Origin of the sequence: Roseicyclus amphidinii, from assembly GCF_030163755.1 — a bacterium.
Lineage (GTDB): Bacteria > Pseudomonadota > Alphaproteobacteria > Rhodobacterales > Rhodobacteraceae > Roseicyclus > Roseicyclus amphidinii.
In genome coordinates this window covers 44934-61558 of sequence record NZ_JASJOE010000004.1, presented here as the reverse complement: position 1 = coordinate 61558, position 16625 = coordinate 44934, and the positions used below count along the sequence as shown (strand labels likewise).

The following is a 16625-nucleotide window of genomic DNA, read 5'->3' as shown; positions in this document are numbered from 1 at the left end:
CTCATCGGATCAGGACATCCGCCTCGGTGGCACCGCGGCGGATATGGTCGAAGACCACCAACTGCGTGGGCACCGGCCGGCCGATCCGGCCCAGCCCCGAACGGTAGACGCCGAACTTGAAACTGGGCGCGACGTCGCGGTTCAGGTTCGGGCCGCGGTGGCTATGGACCAGCCTGTCGTTGATCCAGACATTGATCAGCCCCGCAGGCCCCGCCGACCAGACCGCCTGCACCCGGATGTCCTGCCACTGGTCATAGAGCCGCGAGGGCGGCACGACGATCTCCATAACCATGGGTCTTGGCGGGTTCATGTCGTCGGTCTGCCGGGTGCGCGGATCGTCCTGCGTCAACTCCAGCCCCTCGCGGTAAAGGGCAAATCCCAGCGTAATCTCGCCCGAGCCGCGCGTGTCCTGCCACTGGGCGAGGATCGTGTTGGCCGGGTCGATGGGCCGCGTGCTCGAAGGGATGAAGACCGAGAAGGCATACCACTGTTCTGTGTCGGTCGAGACCGGCGCGCGATCCACGATCTCGGAGCGTTCCCGCCCGTTGGCGCAATCATTGTAGCTGCGGTTGCCCGCGCATTGCCCATCCGCCACCTGGAAGGCGAGCGCGGTCGGCCCGGTCCGGACGGGCGAGGACACGGCAAAGGCCCGGTTGGAGGAATTGGCGTGTTCGGCGCGGATTCCGTCCATGTCCTGCGCCGCAAGCTGCACGGGCAGCAGCGCCAGGAGACCACAGAGAACACCGAAAAGGCGGCGTGACGGCATGGCGAAAGTCCTTCCTGCACTGGGGGCCTGCGGCCCCGACACCGATCAAGGGTCCGCGGCCCCTTGGCGCGGTCCTGCGCCAAGCCTCCGATGGAGAGGCCAGCATTGCAACAGGAATTGCCCCTCGCGCGCCTCCTCAGCGCCCCCGGCCCTGCCGCCATGCCAACGGCAAGAGCGCCGCAACGATCAGCGCCGACAGCGCAAAGGGGGCGCCGGGCCAATAGAGCGGCGCGCTCCCGTCCACGAAGACGCTGAAGACCGGCGTGAAGACCAGCGGTGCCAGCACGGCCGCCAAGGAGGCCAGCGCCGCGATCACCCCCTGCACCATGCCCTGCCGGTCTTCGTCCACGCTGTTGGCGGCCATCGCCGTCAGGGTCGGCGGGACGAGATCGGTCAGCGCCGAGAGCGGCAGGAAGATCACCACGGCCCAGAGCGCTGTGCCCAGGCTGAACCCGGTGAAAGCCACGACCGACAGCAAGAGCCCCGCCAGCATCAGCCGCCGTTCGCCCAGCCGCGCGATGGCCCGCGGCATCACGAAGACCTGCGTCAGCGCAGCCAACAGGCCATAGGCCGAGAGCGACAGGCCGATCACCAGCGTCGACCAGCCGAAGACCTCGCGGCCCCAGAAGCTCCAGAGGGTGACATAGACCATGTTGGCGAACTCGAAGAGCGCAAGGCAGGTCAGCGGGATGGCAAGGCCGGGGATGCGGAAGGCGCGGAAGATGGTGCCAAACGGGTTCAACTCCCGCGCGCCGAAGGGACGGCGACGCGCGCGCGGCAGCGACTCGGGCAGGATGAAGACGCCGAAGGCGAGGTTGAGCGCCGCAAGCCCCGCCGCCAGCCAGAAGGGGGCCGAGACATGCCATGTCGCCGCCACGCCACCCAGCGCGGGGCCCAGCACGAAGCCGATCCCGAAGGCCGCCCCGATCAGCCCGAACCGCGCCGCCCGCCCCTCGGGCGGGGTGATGTCCGAGACATAGGCCGTCGCGGTGATGTAGGTCGCCCCGGCCAGCCCCGCGAGCGTGCGGCCCAGCAGCAGCAGCCAGAAGTCATCGGCCAGCGCCATGATGACGTAATCGAGCGCGAGGAAGGCCAGCGCCACAAGCAGCACCGGCCGCCGCCCCCAGGCATCCGAAAGCGAGCCGACGATGGGCGCAAAGACGAATTGCGCCGCCGCGTAGGACGCCAGAAGGATGCCGCCCCAGAACGCGCCCTGCCCCGCACCGACCGCCCCGACGCGCTCCATCAGCCCGGGCATGATCGGAAAGACGATGCCGATCCCGATGGCGTCGATCACCAGCGTGGCGAGGATGAAGGCGAAGGGACCGGTCGGACGGCGGATCATGCCCCCGCTATGGGGCGGGGTTGCGGCGATGGCAAGATTTGCGCAGGTCACGGCCCCGCGGCGCATCGGGAACGGCTGCGTTCCATCTGACAGCCCCGCCGCGGGTCCGGGCAGGCCCGCCCTAGCGTTCCGTCAGCTTCAACTCGATCCGGCGGTTCTGCGCCCGGCCCTCCGCCGTCTCGTTCGACGCGATCGGGCTGAACTCGCCGAAACCCGTGGCCGCCAGCCGGTCGGGCGGAAAGCCCAGCTCTTCGGCCATGTAAAGCACCACCGACAGCGCGCGGGCCTGGCTCAGATCCCAGTTCGACGAGAACTCGGCACCGGGCCGGATCTGCTGGTCGTCGGTGTGGCCGTCCACGCGCACAATCCAGTCGATCCCCTCGGGGATGTCGCCCGCGATCTCGGCCAGCAATTCGGCCACGCTGGCGATCTGGCTCAAGCCCTCGGGCGCAAGATCGGCCGAGCCGACCTCGAACAGAACTTCCGAGGAAAACACGAAGCGGTCGCCGTCGATCCGCACGCCCTCGCGCCCCTCGAGCAACTCGCGCAGCCGCCCGAAGAACTCCGAGCGGTAGCGCTCCAGCTCTTCCGCCTCGGCGGCCAGCCGCGCGGCCTCGGCCGCCTCCAGCTGGGCCACGCGGGTCTGTTCCTCGGCCAGCTGCCGCTGTTCGGCGGCCACCTGCGCCAGCGCCGCGTTCAGCTGCGCGCCCAGAAGCGCGATCTGCACCTCGGCCTCGGCGTCGCGGTCCGCCGAGGCGTCGAGCAACCCCTGCAGCGCGCCCAGTTGCTGACGCAGCGCCGCGACCTGCTCGTTCAGAAGCGCCACCTGCCGCTGGCTTTCGGCGCCCGCCGCCTCGGCCGCGGTCAGCTCGGCATTGGCCTGCGCCAGAAGCGCCGCGCGCTGTTCGGCTTCGCTCAGTGCGGCCTCGCGCGCCGCCTCGGCGGCCAGCCGCGCCGAAAGGGCCGCGGCCAGTTGATCTTCCAGCGTCGACACCTCCGTGCCGCGGCTGGCCGCCGTTTCGGCCTGCGCCGCGGCCTCCTCCTCCAGCGCGGCGATGCGTGCCTGCAGCTCCGCCAGCCGTGCCGCCGCGCTCGCCTCGGCGCTCTCGATCCGGGCCAGCGCCAGGGCCAGCGCCTCCTCGGTTTCCGTCAGCGCCACGGCATCCTCGGCCAGTTCCGCCTCCAGCCGCGCAGCCTCGGCCTCGGCGGCGGCAAGCTGCTCGGACAGCTCCGCACGCCCCTCGGTCTGTGCCAAGGCCGCCGCCAGCCGCGCGGCCAGGTCCTCCTCCGCCGCCTGCGCAGCTGCCAGAAGCGTCAGCGTCTCCTCGGCCCTCCGGCGCTGTTCCTCCAGCGCGAGGGTCATCGCCGTCAGCTCGGCATCGGCATCCTGCAGCCGCGCGCGCAACAGCTCAGCCGCGGCGGCTTCGGCAAGGCGCGCGGCCTCTTCCTCGGACAGCTCCGTCTGCAGGGCCGCGATATCGGCGGCCTGCGCATCGGCATCCGCCTGCGCCGCGGCAAGGGCCGCGACCGCCTCGGCCAGCGATTGCTCGCGGGTCTCCACCTCCGCCTCTAGGTCGGCGATCAGCGCCTCCAGCGCCGCGCGACGTGCGGCGGCAAGGCGCGCCTCCTCGGCGGCGGCGTCGACCTCGGACCGGGCCGAGGCCAGCGCCAGCTCCAGCGCCTCGGCGGCGCTCAGGCTTTCGGCCAGCTCCGCCGCGGTCTCGTCGCGCTCGGCTTCCAGCGCGGTGTTGGCCGCGATGAGCGAGGCGACCTGCGCCTCGAAATCGGCGATCCGCGCGGCCTGCGCGCCGGTTTCCGCGGTCAGCGAGGAAATCAGCGCCGATTGCGCGGCGATTTCATCCTCAGCCGCCTGCAACGACCCCGACAGGGTCGCCACCCGGCTTTCCAGCTGCGCCGCCCGCGTCTCTTCCAGGCCCAGCGCCTCGGACAGCGCGTTCAGCCGGGCGTTCAGCGTGTTCAGCTCGTCGTCCTGGCTGGTGATCTCTTCGGACAGGACGAATTGCACGATCATGAAGATCGACAGAACGAAGATCATCACCATCAGAAGCGAGGTGATCGCGTCCACGAATCCCGGCCAGATCGAGCCCGAAAAGCGGTTTCCGGCGCGGCGCTGAAAGGCCATCGCGCGTCACTCCCCGCCGGTTGCGGCGGGCGGCTGGGGCGGCTGGGCTGGCTGCGCCGCACGCGGCTGGCGCACCGGGGCGCGGGCCGCCGTCACCAGGTCGCGCAGCGCCTGCGTCAGCTCGCCGATGTCGGCGCGCAGCGGCTGCAACTCGGCATCGCGCGACGCGCCGAGATCCTCGTAGATCTTCAGCAACTGCACGTCGATCGACCGCAGGCGCATCCGGCTTTCCTCGTCGCCGGTGCCCGCCGCGCCCTGTTCCAGCACCTCCGACAACCGCTCCTGCGCCGCGGCAAGGCGTAGCGTCGCGGCAACAGGCTCGGGGCCCAGCCGCTCGGTCAGCCCTTCGACCGCGCCGGCAAGCTGGACGATCCGCGCCTCGGTCTCGGCGCGGCGCGCCTCGGATTGCGCGAAGAGCGATTGCAGCGTCTCGACCTGGTCGACCATGTGGTCGAGCACGGTTGCGATGGTGGATTTGTCGAGGCCCCCGCCCTCCCCCTCGCCACCGGCGAAGCTGACCCGCGTGATCGAGGCCAGCCATTCCTCGAGCTCGCGGTAGAACCGGTTCTGCCCGTGGCCCGCGTAAAGCTCCAGCAGGCCCACGACCAGCGAGCCCGCCAGCCCCAGCAGCGACGAGGCAAAGGCCGTGCCCATGCCGCCCAGCTGCGACTCGAGCCCGTCCATCAGCCGCCCGAAGACAGCCATCCCCTCTTCGCCCTCGGTGGGCTGAAGCGAGCGGATCGTGTCGACGACCGCGGGAACGGTGGTGGCAAGGCCAAAGAACGTGCCCAGAAGCCCGAGGAAGATCAGCAGGTTGGCGATATACCGCGTGATGTCGCGGCTTTCCTCCATCCGCGCGCCGACCGAGTCGAGCATCGAGCGCGCCGCCGGCCCCGTCACCTGCAAGCCGCGGCCGCGCACGCGCGCGATCCCCGTCATCGCCGCCAACAGGCGCGGGGGCCTTTCGGTCCCGGCCTGCGCCCCGCCGCCGGTCAGCTCCTCCAGCCATGCGATCGAGGAAAACAGCTGGAACACCTGGAAGAAGCAGGCCAGCACGCCGACGATGAACACCACCCCGATGGTGCCGTTCAGGTAGGGCGAGGTCAGGAAGACCGGCTGCACCGAGGGCCAGATCAGCACGCCCCCCGCCGCGACGGCGGCACAGATGATCAGCATCAGCACGATCTGCTGCGTCGGTCGCGTGATGAAAGGTGCCTGTGCGCCGCTGTCTGCTCTACTCGCCATGGGGCCCGCCGGGGTCTTGTTCTACTGGCCGCAACCTACAGGCGGTGCGGCGCAAAGCCAATGCGCTTTGGCCCTCGCGCCCTCAGCCCGCCTTCACCTGGCGCACGCGGGTCACGAGCCAGTCGAGGTCCGCATCCGGCAGGCCCAGCTCGTGCAGGTGCCGCGCCGTGTTCTCGAGATATTCGTCGTTCGGCCCGCGCCCGCCCGTGGCACCGGCGATGATCTGCGCCTGCTCCTCGAGCGTCAGGGTGCAATACTGCTCGTGGCCGGGGTCGATGACATAGGTCAGCACATCGCCCAGAACGCCACCCTCGGCCAATGTCACCTCCTGCCGGGTCTCGAGATAGGCCGAGGAGATCAGCTCCCGCTCGCGCAGATAGGCCAGCGTCGCCTCGGCGTGGCCCGCCTCCACCCGGAACGCGATCCCGTGGCAGACCGCCCCCGGCGCATGATCCAGCGCCAGCACGAGGCCGGGCCGCTCGGGCGTGCCGCGGTGATGGATCGAGGACATGCAGAAGCTGCGGTGCCAGTCCTGCAGCCGCGCCACCCGCGTCTCGGCCACCGGGAAACCGGGGTTCCACAGAAGGGAGCCGTATCCGAAGACCCAAAGATCACTCATGCCGCCCGTCGCCTCCTGCATGGTCAGTCGCCGCGGGGCGGGCTATAGCGGGGCACGCGCCGAAACGATAGGGGAGGCCGCGATGAAACGCCTGCTGCTGGGCCTCGCCCTTGCCTGTGCGCTGGCCTCGGTCGGCTGGTTCGGCTGGGCCATCGTGACGGAACGCGCGGTCTCCGCGTGGCTTGATGCGCGCGAGGCCGAGGGCTGGGTCGTGACCCGCGAAGACCTGTCGGTCTCGGGCTTCCCCGCCGAGTTCGTGACCGGCTTCGGCGCGCTGTCGCTGGCCGATCCGGCCACGGGGCTGGTCTGGTCCGCGCCGGGCCTGACGCTCCGGCAGGCTGCGCTCGCCCCCGGAAGGGTGGAAGCCGTCTGGCCCGAGACCCAGACACTCGCCTCGCCCTTCGAACGGCTCGAGATCACCGCCGCCACGCTCACCTCCGCGCTCGATCTGCGGCCGACGGCGAATTTCGCCCTCGACGCCTCCGAAACCCGGATGGAAGGCATCCGCATCGACAGCAGCCTCGGGTGGCAGGCGGGGCTTGCGGCGGGCCATCTCGACATGATCCGGCTGGACGGCACCGAGGCGGGCTATGCCCTTCTCTTCGAGGCGACCGAGGTCACCCCGCCCGAAGAGATCGCCCGCCTGCTCGACCCCGCGGGCCTCTTGCCCGGCGCGATCCCGGTGGTGCGGACACAGTCCACCGTCACCTTCGACCGCCCCTGGGACCTCTCGGCGATCGAGGAGGCCCGCCCCCAGCCCCTGCGGATCGACCTGGCCGAGGCGCGCGCGGAATGGGGCACCCTCCTGCTGCGCATGTCGGGCGCGCTGGACGTGGACGCCGAGGGACGCGGCACCGGAGAGATCGCCATCCGGGCCGAGAACTGGCCCGAGATGCTGGCCATGGCCGAGCGCGCGGGCCTGATCACCGAGGGCGCGCGCCGAACCGCCGAGGGGGCGCTGGGGTTCCTCGCGGGTCTCTCCGGGCGGCGCGAAGACCTCGACGTCACGCTGCGCTTCAACGAGGGCTTCGTCTTCCTCGGCCCGCTTCCGGTGGGCGAAGGGCCACGGTTCAGGCTTCGTTAACGGCAGTAGGGGCCGGAGCGGTAGGACGCCGTGTCGAAGTGGAAATGGTCCTGGTGGAACCGGTCCGAGTTCGGCCCCAGCACCGTGCCGAAAGGTCCGCAGGCCCCGCGGTGCAGCTGCTGCAGGATCGGCCCGGCGCGCCGGTCGCGCCAGCCGCCCAGAACCGTCAGTTCGCTGCCATCGGCCAGCCCGATCCCCGCGATGTCGATCGCGTTGCCGCGCCCATGCTCCGAGATGCGCGCGCCCGGCTGGTTGTTGCGGGTCCGGCAGGCGTAGGAGGCCACGACCCTGAGCGAGCGCACCCCGCCCCCCGTCCGGCCCACCGTCGGCACGACACTGCGCTGAACCCAGCTTTGCAGCGCGCGCGCCGTGGTGCAGTTCACCGTCGCGGGCGTGCTCAACGCGATGCCGTCGACCTCGCGCAGGCGCACCGGCTCGTCGACGCCGCAGCCGCGGATGCGGCCGGGGATCGGGTCGAGCTCCTCGCCCAAGAGACCGGCAACACCGCAGAGCGACCCGCTCCGCCCGCTTTGGGCCACGCGGGCGGGAATGTTGCGCGCCGCCGTGGCGCGCGTGGCCTGCACAAGCCCGCTTGGCCGCTGGCCGGGGCGCAACGATTGCGCCACCGCAAGCCGCGTGCCCGTGCCGCCGGTAAAGACCAACGCACCCACCGCTTGCGGCATGTCGGCGGCGGGCGCAGGCGTTGGCGCTGGTGTCCGGGGCTGCGCCACGGGCGACGTGGCGGCTTGCACGGCTGCCCCGCCGCCCCGTGGCACAGGACGGAGCGAGCCGCCGGGCGCAAGTGCCGTGGCCGTGACGACCACGCGAACCGGGGCACCGGGGTCGGCCACCGCGGCGGGCGCGCCGCCGGGTCTTGGATCGGGACGAAGAGACCGGTCCGGCGCCTCGGCCGTCGCGGGCAACGCGAGCGACGCCAGACCCAGCACCGCCCCCAGCACCGCCCCGAGAACCGCGGCCGGATATGCCGCGCCGCGCCTCACCCGCCGGGCACCTCGCGCTTCGACGGCGTGCGTCCGAAGTTGGGGGCATCGGTATCCTGCCCCGCCTCGATGATCCCCCGTCGGATCGCGCGGGTGCGGGTGAAATAGGCGTGCAGGTGGTCGCCGTCGCCGCGCCGGATCGCGCGTTGCAGGGCGAAAAGCTCCTCTGTGAAGCGCCCGAGGATTTCCAGCGTCGCATCCTTGTTGGTCAGGAACACGTCGCGCCACATCGTCGGGTCCGAGGCCGCGATCCGCGTGAAATCGCGGAAACCGGCGGCGGAATACTTGATGACCTCGCTGTCGGTCACGCGCCGCAGGTCGTCGGCGACGCCCACCATCGTGTAGGCGATCAGGTGCGGCGTGTGGCTGGTCACCGCCAGCACGAGGTCATGGTGATCGGCGTCCATCTCCTCGACATTCGCGCCGCAGCCCTCCCAGAGCGCGCGCAGCCGCGCCGTGGCCGCGGGGTCCGTCCCCTCGACGGGCGTCAGCAGCGTGTAGCGGTTGTCGAAGAGCTCGGCGAAGCCCGAGCGCGGGCCGCTGTGTTCCGTCCCCGCAAGCGGGTGGCCGGGGATGAAATGCACGCCGTCGGGCAGATGCGGGCCGACCTGTTCGATCACGTCGCGCTTGACCGAGCCTACATCGGTCACCGTCGCCCCCGGGGCCAGATGCGGCGCGATCTCGGCCGCGACCGCGCCCATCGCGCCCACCGGCACGCAGAGTACGACAAGGTCCGCGCCCTCGACCGCCTCGGCCGCCGTCTCGGTGATGCGGTCGCAGAGGCCGATTTCCTGCGCGATGGCCCGCGTTTCCGCCGAGCGCGCGGTGCCCACGATCTCGCCCGCAAGCCCCGCGCGGCGCATCGCATGCGCCATCGACCCCGCGATCAGGCCCAGACCGATCAGCGCAACGCGGGTGTAGATCACGCTCATGCCGCCCCCTTGAATGTCGCCAGCGCGTCCAGAACGCGGGAATTGTCCTCGGGCCGGCCCACGGTGATCCGCAAGGCCTGCGGAAAGCCGTAACCCTTGGGATGCCGCACGATGATCCCCGCCGCCTTCAGATGCGCATCCGCCGCCGTGGCCTCGCCCTCGTCCGCGAAGCGGGCCAGCACGAAATTGGCGAAGCTCTCGTCGCAGGCGATGCCGAGCTGCCGCAACCCGCCCACCAGCCGCGCACGTTCCTCGGCGTTCACGCGCAGGCACTCGGCCACCCAGTCCAGGTCCCGCATCGCCGCCTCGGCCCCGGCCAGCGCCACGCCCGACAGGTTGAAGGGCCCGCGGATGCGGTTGAGCGTATCCACGACATGCCGCGGCGCATAGCCGTAGCCCACGCGCAGCCCGCCCAGCCCGTAGGCCTTGGAGAAGGTGCGCGTCATCACCACGTCCTCCCGCGCCTCGACCAGCGCGCGGCCGCCGTCGTAGCCCTCGACGAACTCGGCATAGGCGCCGTCCAGCACCAGCAGGCATTCCTCCGGCAACCCTTCGGCCAGCCGGGTCAGCTCCTCCATCGGCAAGAAGGTCGCCGTGGGGTTGGCAGGGTTGGCGATGAAGACCAGCCGCGTCTGCGGCCCGGCGCGCTCGAGGATCGCGTCGACATCGACCAGGCGGTCCCGCTCGGGCACCTCGACGGGCACAGCCCCCGCGGCCAGCGCACTGATGCGATACATGGCAAAGCCATGCTCGGTGTGCATCACCTCCAGCCCCGGCCCGACATAGGCTTGGCAGAGGAAATGGATGATCTCGTCCGACCCCACGCCGCAGACGATCCGGTCGGGGTCCAGCCCGTGAACCTCGGCGATCGCGGCGCGCAGGCCCGCGTGATCGGTGGAGGGATAGCGGTGGCTTTCGCCCAGCGCGCGGCCCATCGCCGCCACGGCGGCGGGCGAGGGGCCGAAGGGATTCTCGTTCGAACTCAGCTTCAGCGGCTCGGCCACGCCCTCCAGCGCCGACTGGCCGCCCTGGTAGAGCGCGATGTCGAGGATGCCGGGCTGCGGACGGATCGGGGCGGACATGTCGGAACACCTGTCTGGCGAGGGATTGGCGCAGTCTCTAGCGGGGTTCGCCCCCCAAGAAAACCGCTATCAGTAGAAGCTTTGCGGGTCGATATCGACCGACAGGCGCAGTTTTGCCGAGGTCTTCACCGGCGCGATCCAGCGCGCGATGGCCCCTTGCAGGGCCGCGCCCTTGGGCGCCTTGACCAGAAGCCGCACCCGGTGCCGCCCGCGGACCCGCGCGATGGGCGCGGGTGCGGGGCCGTAGACGATGCCGCCCGCGTCCCGGATCGGCCCGTCGTTGCGCGCCAGCCGCGTGCCGAGGTCAAAGGCCGCCGCGGCCTCGTCCGCCGAGATGATGATCCCCGCCAGACGCCCGTAGGGCGGCATCCCCGCCGCCTCGCGCTCGGCGGCCTCGGCCCGCCAGAAGCCTTCTTCGTCGCCCGACAGGATCGCGCGGATCACCGGGTGTTCGGGCTGAAACGTCTGCAACAGCGCCACCCCCGGCACATCCGCCCGCCCCGCACGCCCCGAGACCTGCCGCATCAGCTGGAAGGTCCGTTCGGCGGCGCGCAGGTCCGAGCCCTGAAGCCCGAGGTCCGCGTCGATCACGCCCACCAGCGTCAGCCGCGGGAAATTGTGCCCTTTCGCCACCAGCTGCGTGCCGATGATGATGTCGGTCTCGCCGCCCGCGATCTCCTCGATCTGGGCCTTGAGCGCGCGGGCCGAGCCGAACAGATCGGAACTGAGAATGGCCAGCTTCGCGTCCGGGAACACCCGCGCGGCTTCCTCGGCGATGCGCTCCACCCCCGGCCCCACGGCGGCCATCTTGCCCTCGACCCCGCAGGCGGGGCAGGTCTCGGGCAGGGGCTTGGTCTCGCCGCATTGGTGGCAGACCAGCCGCTTCTGGAACCGGTGTTCCACCATCCGCGCGTCGCAATGATCGCACCCCACCTGCGCCCCGCAGGCCCGGCACAGCGTCACCGGCGCATAGCCGCGGCGATTGAGGAACAACAGCGACTGCTCGCCCTTGCGCAACCGCGCCGCGACCTCCGATTGCAGCGCGGGCGAAATCCACGCCTGCCCCGGCAGGTCCTCGGACCGCATGTCGATCGCCCGCATCGCGGGCAAGACCGCCTCGCCGAAGCGCGCGGTCAGGTCGAGCCGCGCGTATTTACCCGCCGCCGCATTCGCCCATGTCTCCAGCGACGGCGTGGCCGAGGCCAGCACCACCTGCGCCTCATTGAGCGAGGCCCGCAGCACCGCCATGTCCCGCGCATTATACAGCGCGCCCTCCTCCTGCTTGTAGGAACTGTCGTGTTCCTCATCGACCACGATCAGGCCCAGATCGCGGAACGGCAGGAACAGCGCCGAGCGCGCGCCGACGACCAGCTGCGCCTCGCCCTGCCCGATCATCTTCCACGCCCGGCGGCGTTCGGTCATCGTCACGCCCGAATGCCATTCCGCGGGCTTCGCGCCGAAGCGCGCCTCCACGCGGGTCAGGAACTCGGATGTCAGCGCGATCTCCGGCAACAACACCAGCGCCTGCCGCCCTTGCTTCAGCGTCTCGGCCACCGCCTCGAGATAGACCTCGGTCTTGCCCGACCCTGTCACGCCCTTCAGAAGCGTCGTCCCATAGCGCCCGCTTCGGATGCCCGCGCGCAGGGCCTCGGCCGCCGCCGCCTGGTCACCCGTCAACGCCTTTCCGGCGCGGTCGGGATCGAGCGGCAGGTAGGGCGCATCGCGCGGCGTGTCGGCCTCCTCCACCACGCCCTGCGCCACCAGCCCCTTCACCACCGAGGAGGTCACGCCGGCCAGGTCCGACAGCTCCTTGAGCGTGAAGCCCAGCCCGCCATACTCCACCAGCGTCTCGATCACCCGACGCCGCGCGTCGGTCATCCGGTCGGGCTCTCCCTGCCCCAGCCGGTAGATCTTGCGCATCGAGGGCGGATCGCTCAGCCCCGGCACCCGGCTGGCCAGCCGCAGCATCTGGGACAGGGGCGTCAGCGTGTAGGCCCCGGCCTTTTCGAGGAAGACCCGCAACTCCTCCCGCATCGCCGCGGCGTCCAGAACGCGCGACACCGCCCGGATCTTCGACGCTTCGAAATCGCCGCGCCCCGGCCCCCAGACCACGCCCAGCACCTTGCGCGGCCCGAGCGGCACCTCGACGAAGGCGCCCAGCCAGCAGCCCCCCTCGGGCGCGCGGTAATCGAGCACCCGGTCGATCGGCTCCGGCGTCAACACGCCGATCAGCTCGCCCTCGTGGAAATGCTCGCCCATGCCGCCCCGATACATGCCTTTCCGTTAGCGATAACCTGCGGTAGAAGGCCGCCAAACCAGCACGTATTCCGATGGAAAGGAACCGACCAGATGAAATTCTTTGTGGATACCGCCGATGTGGACGCCATCCGCGAGCTGAACGATCTGGGCATGGTCGACGGGGTCACGACGAACCCCTCGCTGATCGCCAAGTCGGGCCGCGACATCAAGGAGGTGACCGCCGAGATCTGCGAGATGGTCGCTGGCCCCGTCTCGGCCGAGACCGTGGCGCTCGACGCCGAGGGCATGATCGCCGAGGGCCGGGAACTCGCCAAGATCGCCGAGAACATCACCATCAAGGTGCCGCTCACCTGGGACGGGCTCAAGGCCTGCAAGGTGCTCTCGGGCGAAGGCCGCATGGTCAACGTGACGCTCTGCTTCTCGGCCAACCAGGCGCTTCTGGCCGCCAAGGCCGGCGCGACCTTCATCTCGCCCTTCATCGGGCGGTTGGACGATCTCAACCTCGACGGGATGGAACTCATCGCCGAGATCCGCGAGATCTACGACAATTACGACTTCTCCACAGAGATACTCGCCGCCTCGATCCGCACGGCCAACCACATGAAACAGGCCGCCCTGATCGGCGCCGACGTGGCGACCGCGCCGCCCGCCGTGATCAAGGCGATGGCCAGCCACGTCCTGACCGACAAGGGGCTCGACGCCTTCCTCAAGGATTGGGAAAAAACGGGGCAGAAAATCCTGTAACTTTCGTGTAGGGTCACCGGAAAACCGAAAAAGACCATCGAAGAGGCACGACCGGTGAGCAGCGTTGAAGCCGACGACCTGGCAGACCTTGCCAATCACAACGACGACTGGCGGGACCGCGTTCTCAGCGATCCCGACCTGATCCTCGACGACCGCGACCTGATGCGGGCGCTCATCGCGGCCAACGACCGGCAGATGGGCGGCAACATCGTCGACATGCGCGGCATCGCCATGGAGCGCCTCGAGAACCGGCTCGACCGGCTCGAGGACACCCATCGCGCCGTGATCGCGGCCGCCTACGAGAACCTCGCGGGCACCAACCAGATCCACCGCGCGATCCTCGCGCTTCTCGACCAGGCCGAGTTCACCGGCTTTCTCAAGACGCTGGCCACAGATGTCGCAGCGACGCTGCGCGTCGACCGGGTGCGGCTCGTGCTGGAAAGCGCGGATGCCACCAGCACCAGCGCGCCCCATGTCCAGAAGCTCGAGGACGTGCTGACCGTGGTCGCGCCCGGTTTCGTCTCCGACTACGTCACCGGCGGCCGCGCCGTGCCGCATCGGCAGGTGACGCTCCGGCAGGTCGGCGACGGCAGCGAGGCGATCTTCGGCGCCGATGCCGCCTGGATCAAATCCGAGGCGCTGATGCAGCTCGACCTTGGAGAGGGTCGCCTGCCCGCGCTCCTGGTGATGGGCTCGGACGACCCGCACCAGTTCCGCCCGAGCCAGGGAACCGATCTGCTGACCTTCTTCGCGGGCGTGTTCGAACGGCAGATGAAACGCTGGCTGGGCTGACGCCATGAGCCTCGCGCTCAGCCCCGCAGCGCGCGACCTGATGCAACGCTGGCTGACCGACCTCGGCAGCCTCCGCGACGCGTCGGAGGCGACGCTCGACGCCTACGCCCGTGACCTGGCCGATTTCCTGGCCTTCCAGGCCGGGCACCTCGGCGACGCGCCCGGCCCCGCCGCCCTGCGGACCCTCGGCACCACGGACATGCGGGCCTGGATGGCGGCACAGCGCGGCCGCGGCGTCGGCCCCCGCTCGCTTGCCCGCCGCCTGTCGGCGGTCAAGGCGTTCTACCGCTGGTGGGCCGAGCGCGAGGGGTTCGACGCCACCCCCGTCCTGTCGATGCGCGCGCCGAAGCACACCCGCCGCCTGCCCCGCCCCCTCGGCGTCGAGGACGCCGCCCGGATGCTCGAGACCGTGGGCGCGCAGGATGCGCGCGACTGGGTCTCGGCGCGCGACGTGGCGGTCGTGACGCTGCTTTACGGGTGCGGCCTCAGGCGGGCCGAGGCGCTGTCGCTCGACGCGGGCGCGCTGCCGCTCGGCGACACGCTGCGCATCCGCGGCAAGGGCGGCAAGGAGCGCGAGGTGCCCGTCCTGCCCGCCGCCCGCGACGCGGTGGCGCGCTACGCGGCGCTCTGCCCCCATGACCTCGCGCCGGGCACGCCGCTCTTTCGCGGCATCCGCGGCGGGCCGCTGAACGGGCGGCTCGTGGCCAAGGTCATGGAACAGGCCCGGATGCAGCTCGGCCTGCCCGCCACCGCCACGCCGCACGCGCTGCGCCACAGCTTCGCCACCCACCTGCTGAACGCGGGCGGTGACCTGCGCGCGATCCAGGAACTGCTCGGACATGCCTCGCTCTCGACCACGCAGGCCTACACGGCGGTCGATGCCGCAAGGCTGCTCGAGGTCTATGCCGCGGCACACCCCAAGGCATAAGGTCACGAAACCGTCACGTCCCTGTTGCCTTTGACCGCGCAACCCGGCATCTGGGACAGATGACCAAACGGGCCTATTCCGTCCATCTCTTCACCGCGATCGGCGCATCGCTGGCCATGCTGGCGCTCCTTGAGGCGGCGCAGCAGAACTGGGCGATGATGACGATCTGGCTCACCGTGGCCTTCGTGGTCGACGGCATCGACGGACCGTTGGCCCGCCGCTACGCCGTGACCGAGAATGCGCCGAACATCGACGGTGTGCTGCTCGACCTGATCATCGACTTCCTCACCTACGTGATGATCCCGGCCTATGCGCTCTATGGCTCGGGGCTGCTGCCCGGCTGGTCGGGCTGGATCGTCGTCCTGTTGATCCCTTTCGCCTCGGCGCTCTACTTCGCCGATACGCGGATGAAGACCGCCGACAAGTCGTTCCGCGGCTTTCCCGGCTGCTGGAACATGGTCGTGCTGGCGCTGCTTGTCATCGTGCCGCCCTGGGAGGTGATCCTGGGCCTGGTCATCGCGCTCTGCGTCGCGCAGTTCCTGAACCTGAAATTCGTCCATCCCGTGCGCACCGCACGCTGGCGCTGGATCACCCTGCCGGTTGCGCTGGTCTGGACGGGGGCCATCGCCTGGGCGGCCTGGATCGACTTCGCCCATTTCCCGGCCCTGACGGCAGTGGTGACGGCGACCTCGGTCTACCTGCTGGTGGCGGGGATCGCACAGCAACTGCTTCCGGCGCGCGGTTAGATCAGCGGCGCGCCGCGCGCGTGGCGCGGGTGCGAATTTTCGTACGAAAATTCGCATGGCCCGACAGCCGCCTGCGCGGCCCGGCTCAGTCGCGGTCGCGGATCACCTTGGCGAACTGGTCGAAGATCGGCTCGGCCGCGGCCACGACCTGCCCGTCATACAGCACGTCCTGCCCGTCGCGGATCGGCGCCACCAGCCCGCCCGCCTCGCGCACCAGCAGGATGCCCGCCGCGATATCCCAGGAATTCAGCCCGCGCTCCCAATAGCCCTCGTAGCGGCCCGCCGCCACGTAAGCCAGGTCAAGCGACGCCGCCCCCCAGCGCCGCACGCCGGCACAGGCCGGCATCAGCCGCGCGAGATCCTGCAGCGTCGCCGGCAGATACTTGCCGCCTGCAAAGGGCACGCCGGTGGCAAAGACGCTCTCGATCATCCGGTTGCGCCCCGACACCCGAAGCCGCTTGCTGTCGTTCAGCCAGCAGCCCGCGCCCTTCTCGGCATAGAACATCTCGTCCTTGGCGGGGTCATAGACCACGCCCGACACGATCTCGCCCTTGTGCTCGAGCGCGATGGACACCGCCCAATGCGGCATCCCGTGCAGGAAGTTCGTGGTCCCGTCGAGCGGATCGACGATCCAGCGCCGCGTCGGGTCCTTGCCCTCGATCACGGTGCCTTCCTCGCCGAGGAAGCCGTAATTCGGCCGCGCCTCCATCAGCGCGTCGCGCAGGATCTCCTCGGCGGCGCGGTCGGCGCGGCTGACGAAATCGCCCGGCCCCTTGGACGAGACCTGAAGGTTCTCGACCTCGCGGAAATCCTTCACGAGGCTCCGGCCCGCCTTGCGCGCGGCCTTGAGCATGATGTTGAGGTTCGCGCTGCCCTGCATGTCGTCACTCCGTCCGGTCAAGCCGCGCGTATAGTGGCAGCACCCGCGAATGCCAAGCG

At 70.4% G+C, this 16625-nt stretch carries 15 protein-coding genes; 5 read left to right on the top strand and 10 right to left on the bottom strand.

Features of this window, described 5'->3' with window-relative positions; all coding sequences use genetic code 11:
• Position 1: 1 nt before the first annotated feature.
• From QQK83_RS02470 to QQK83_RS02450, 5 genes are all read right to left on the bottom strand, one after another.
• Complete coding sequence (locus QQK83_RS02470) at positions 2–766, bottom strand: polysaccharide lyase (protein WP_284261365.1); 765 nt, start codon at positions 764–766, stop codon at positions 2–4.
• Positions 767–902: 136 nt separating this feature from the next.
• Positions 903–2111: an MFS transporter gene (locus QQK83_RS02465; protein WP_284261364.1), complete on the bottom strand. Its 1209-nt coding sequence runs from the start codon at positions 2109–2111 to the stop codon at positions 903–905.
• A gap of 121 nt (positions 2112–2232) precedes the next feature.
• Complete coding sequence (locus tag QQK83_RS02460; protein ID WP_284261363.1) at positions 2233–4254, bottom strand: peptidoglycan -binding protein; 2022 nt, start codon at positions 4252–4254, stop codon at positions 2233–2235.
• A gap of 6 nt (positions 4255–4260) precedes the next feature.
• Positions 4261–5499 (bottom strand): biopolymer transporter ExbB, encoded by a 1239-nt coding sequence (locus QQK83_RS02455; RefSeq protein WP_284261362.1) that lies wholly within the window; start codon positions 5497–5499, stop codon positions 4261–4263.
• Positions 5500–5581: 82 nt separating this feature from the next.
• The gene (locus QQK83_RS02450) at positions 5582–6118 is read right to left on the bottom strand and encodes a gamma-glutamylcyclotransferase (protein ID WP_284261361.1); all 537 of its coding nucleotides are present in this window, start codon (positions 6116–6118) and stop codon (positions 5582–5584) included.
• Between the two features lie 82 nt (positions 6119–6200).
• Here QQK83_RS02450 and QQK83_RS02445 point away from each other — a divergent pair, with 82 nt between their 5' ends.
• The gene (locus tag QQK83_RS02445; protein ID WP_284261359.1) at positions 6201–7202 is read left to right on the top strand and encodes a DUF2125 domain-containing protein; all 1002 of its coding nucleotides are present in this window, start codon (positions 6201–6203) and stop codon (positions 7200–7202) included.
• Here the strand turns inward: QQK83_RS02445 and QQK83_RS02440 are convergent.
• The 4 genes from QQK83_RS02440 to QQK83_RS02425 all read right to left on the bottom strand — a co-directional run bounded on the left by QQK83_RS02440 (position 7199) and on the right by QQK83_RS02425 (position 12476).
• A complete protein-coding gene (locus tag QQK83_RS02440) occupies positions 7199–8203 on the bottom strand; it encodes an extensin-like domain-containing protein (RefSeq protein WP_284261356.1) in 1005 nt (334 codons plus the stop codon). The genes QQK83_RS02445 and QQK83_RS02440 overlap by 4 nt on opposite strands.
• Positions 8200–9135: a prephenate/arogenate dehydrogenase family protein gene (locus tag QQK83_RS02435; RefSeq protein ID WP_284261354.1), complete on the bottom strand. Its 936-nt coding sequence runs from the start codon at positions 9133–9135 to the stop codon at positions 8200–8202. The genes QQK83_RS02440 and QQK83_RS02435 overlap by 4 nt, the downstream gene beginning before the upstream one ends.
• Positions 9132–10217 (bottom strand): histidinol-phosphate transaminase, encoded by a 1086-nt coding sequence (gene hisC / locus QQK83_RS02430; protein ID WP_284261352.1) that lies wholly within the window; start codon positions 10215–10217, stop codon positions 9132–9134. Before hisC ends, QQK83_RS02435 begins: the two co-directional genes overlap by 4 nt.
• A 69-nt stretch (positions 10218–10286) precedes the next feature.
• Positions 10287–12476 carry a primosomal protein N' gene (locus QQK83_RS02425; RefSeq protein ID WP_284261350.1) on the bottom strand — a complete coding sequence of 730 codons (2190 nt, stop codon included), beginning with the start codon at positions 12474–12476 and terminating at the stop codon, positions 10287–10289.
• Positions 12477–12566: 90 nt separating this feature from the next.
• On the opposite strand from QQK83_RS02425, the gene fsa reads away from it, so the two are divergent.
• From fsa to QQK83_RS02405, 4 genes are read left to right on the top strand one after another with little or no spacing between them, the layout of a single operon-like run.
• Positions 12567–13220 carry a fructose-6-phosphate aldolase gene (gene fsa / locus QQK83_RS02420; RefSeq protein ID WP_284261349.1) on the top strand — a complete coding sequence of 218 codons (654 nt, stop codon included), beginning with the start codon at positions 12567–12569 and terminating at the stop codon, positions 13218–13220.
• 54 nt (positions 13221–13274) lie between these two features.
• Positions 13275–14012 (top strand): DUF484 family protein, encoded by a 738-nt coding sequence (locus QQK83_RS02415; protein ID WP_284261347.1) that lies wholly within the window; start codon positions 13275–13277, stop codon positions 14010–14012.
• Positions 14013–14016: 4 nt separating this feature from the next.
• Positions 14017–14940 (top strand): tyrosine recombinase XerC, encoded by a 924-nt coding sequence (locus QQK83_RS02410; RefSeq protein WP_284261345.1) that lies wholly within the window; start codon positions 14017–14019, stop codon positions 14938–14940.
• 59 nt (positions 14941–14999) lie between these two features.
• On the top strand, positions 15000–15686 hold the full coding sequence (locus QQK83_RS02405; RefSeq protein ID WP_284261343.1) for a CDP-alcohol phosphatidyltransferase family protein: 687 nt from the start codon (positions 15000–15002) through the stop codon (positions 15684–15686).
• 85 nt (positions 15687–15771) lie between these two features.
• On the opposite strand, the gene QQK83_RS02400 is transcribed toward QQK83_RS02405, so the two are convergent.
• The gene (locus QQK83_RS02400) at positions 15772–16566 is read right to left on the bottom strand and encodes an inositol monophosphatase family protein (protein WP_284261341.1); all 795 of its coding nucleotides are present in this window, start codon (positions 16564–16566) and stop codon (positions 15772–15774) included.
• Between the last annotated feature and the right edge of the window lie 59 nt (positions 16567–16625).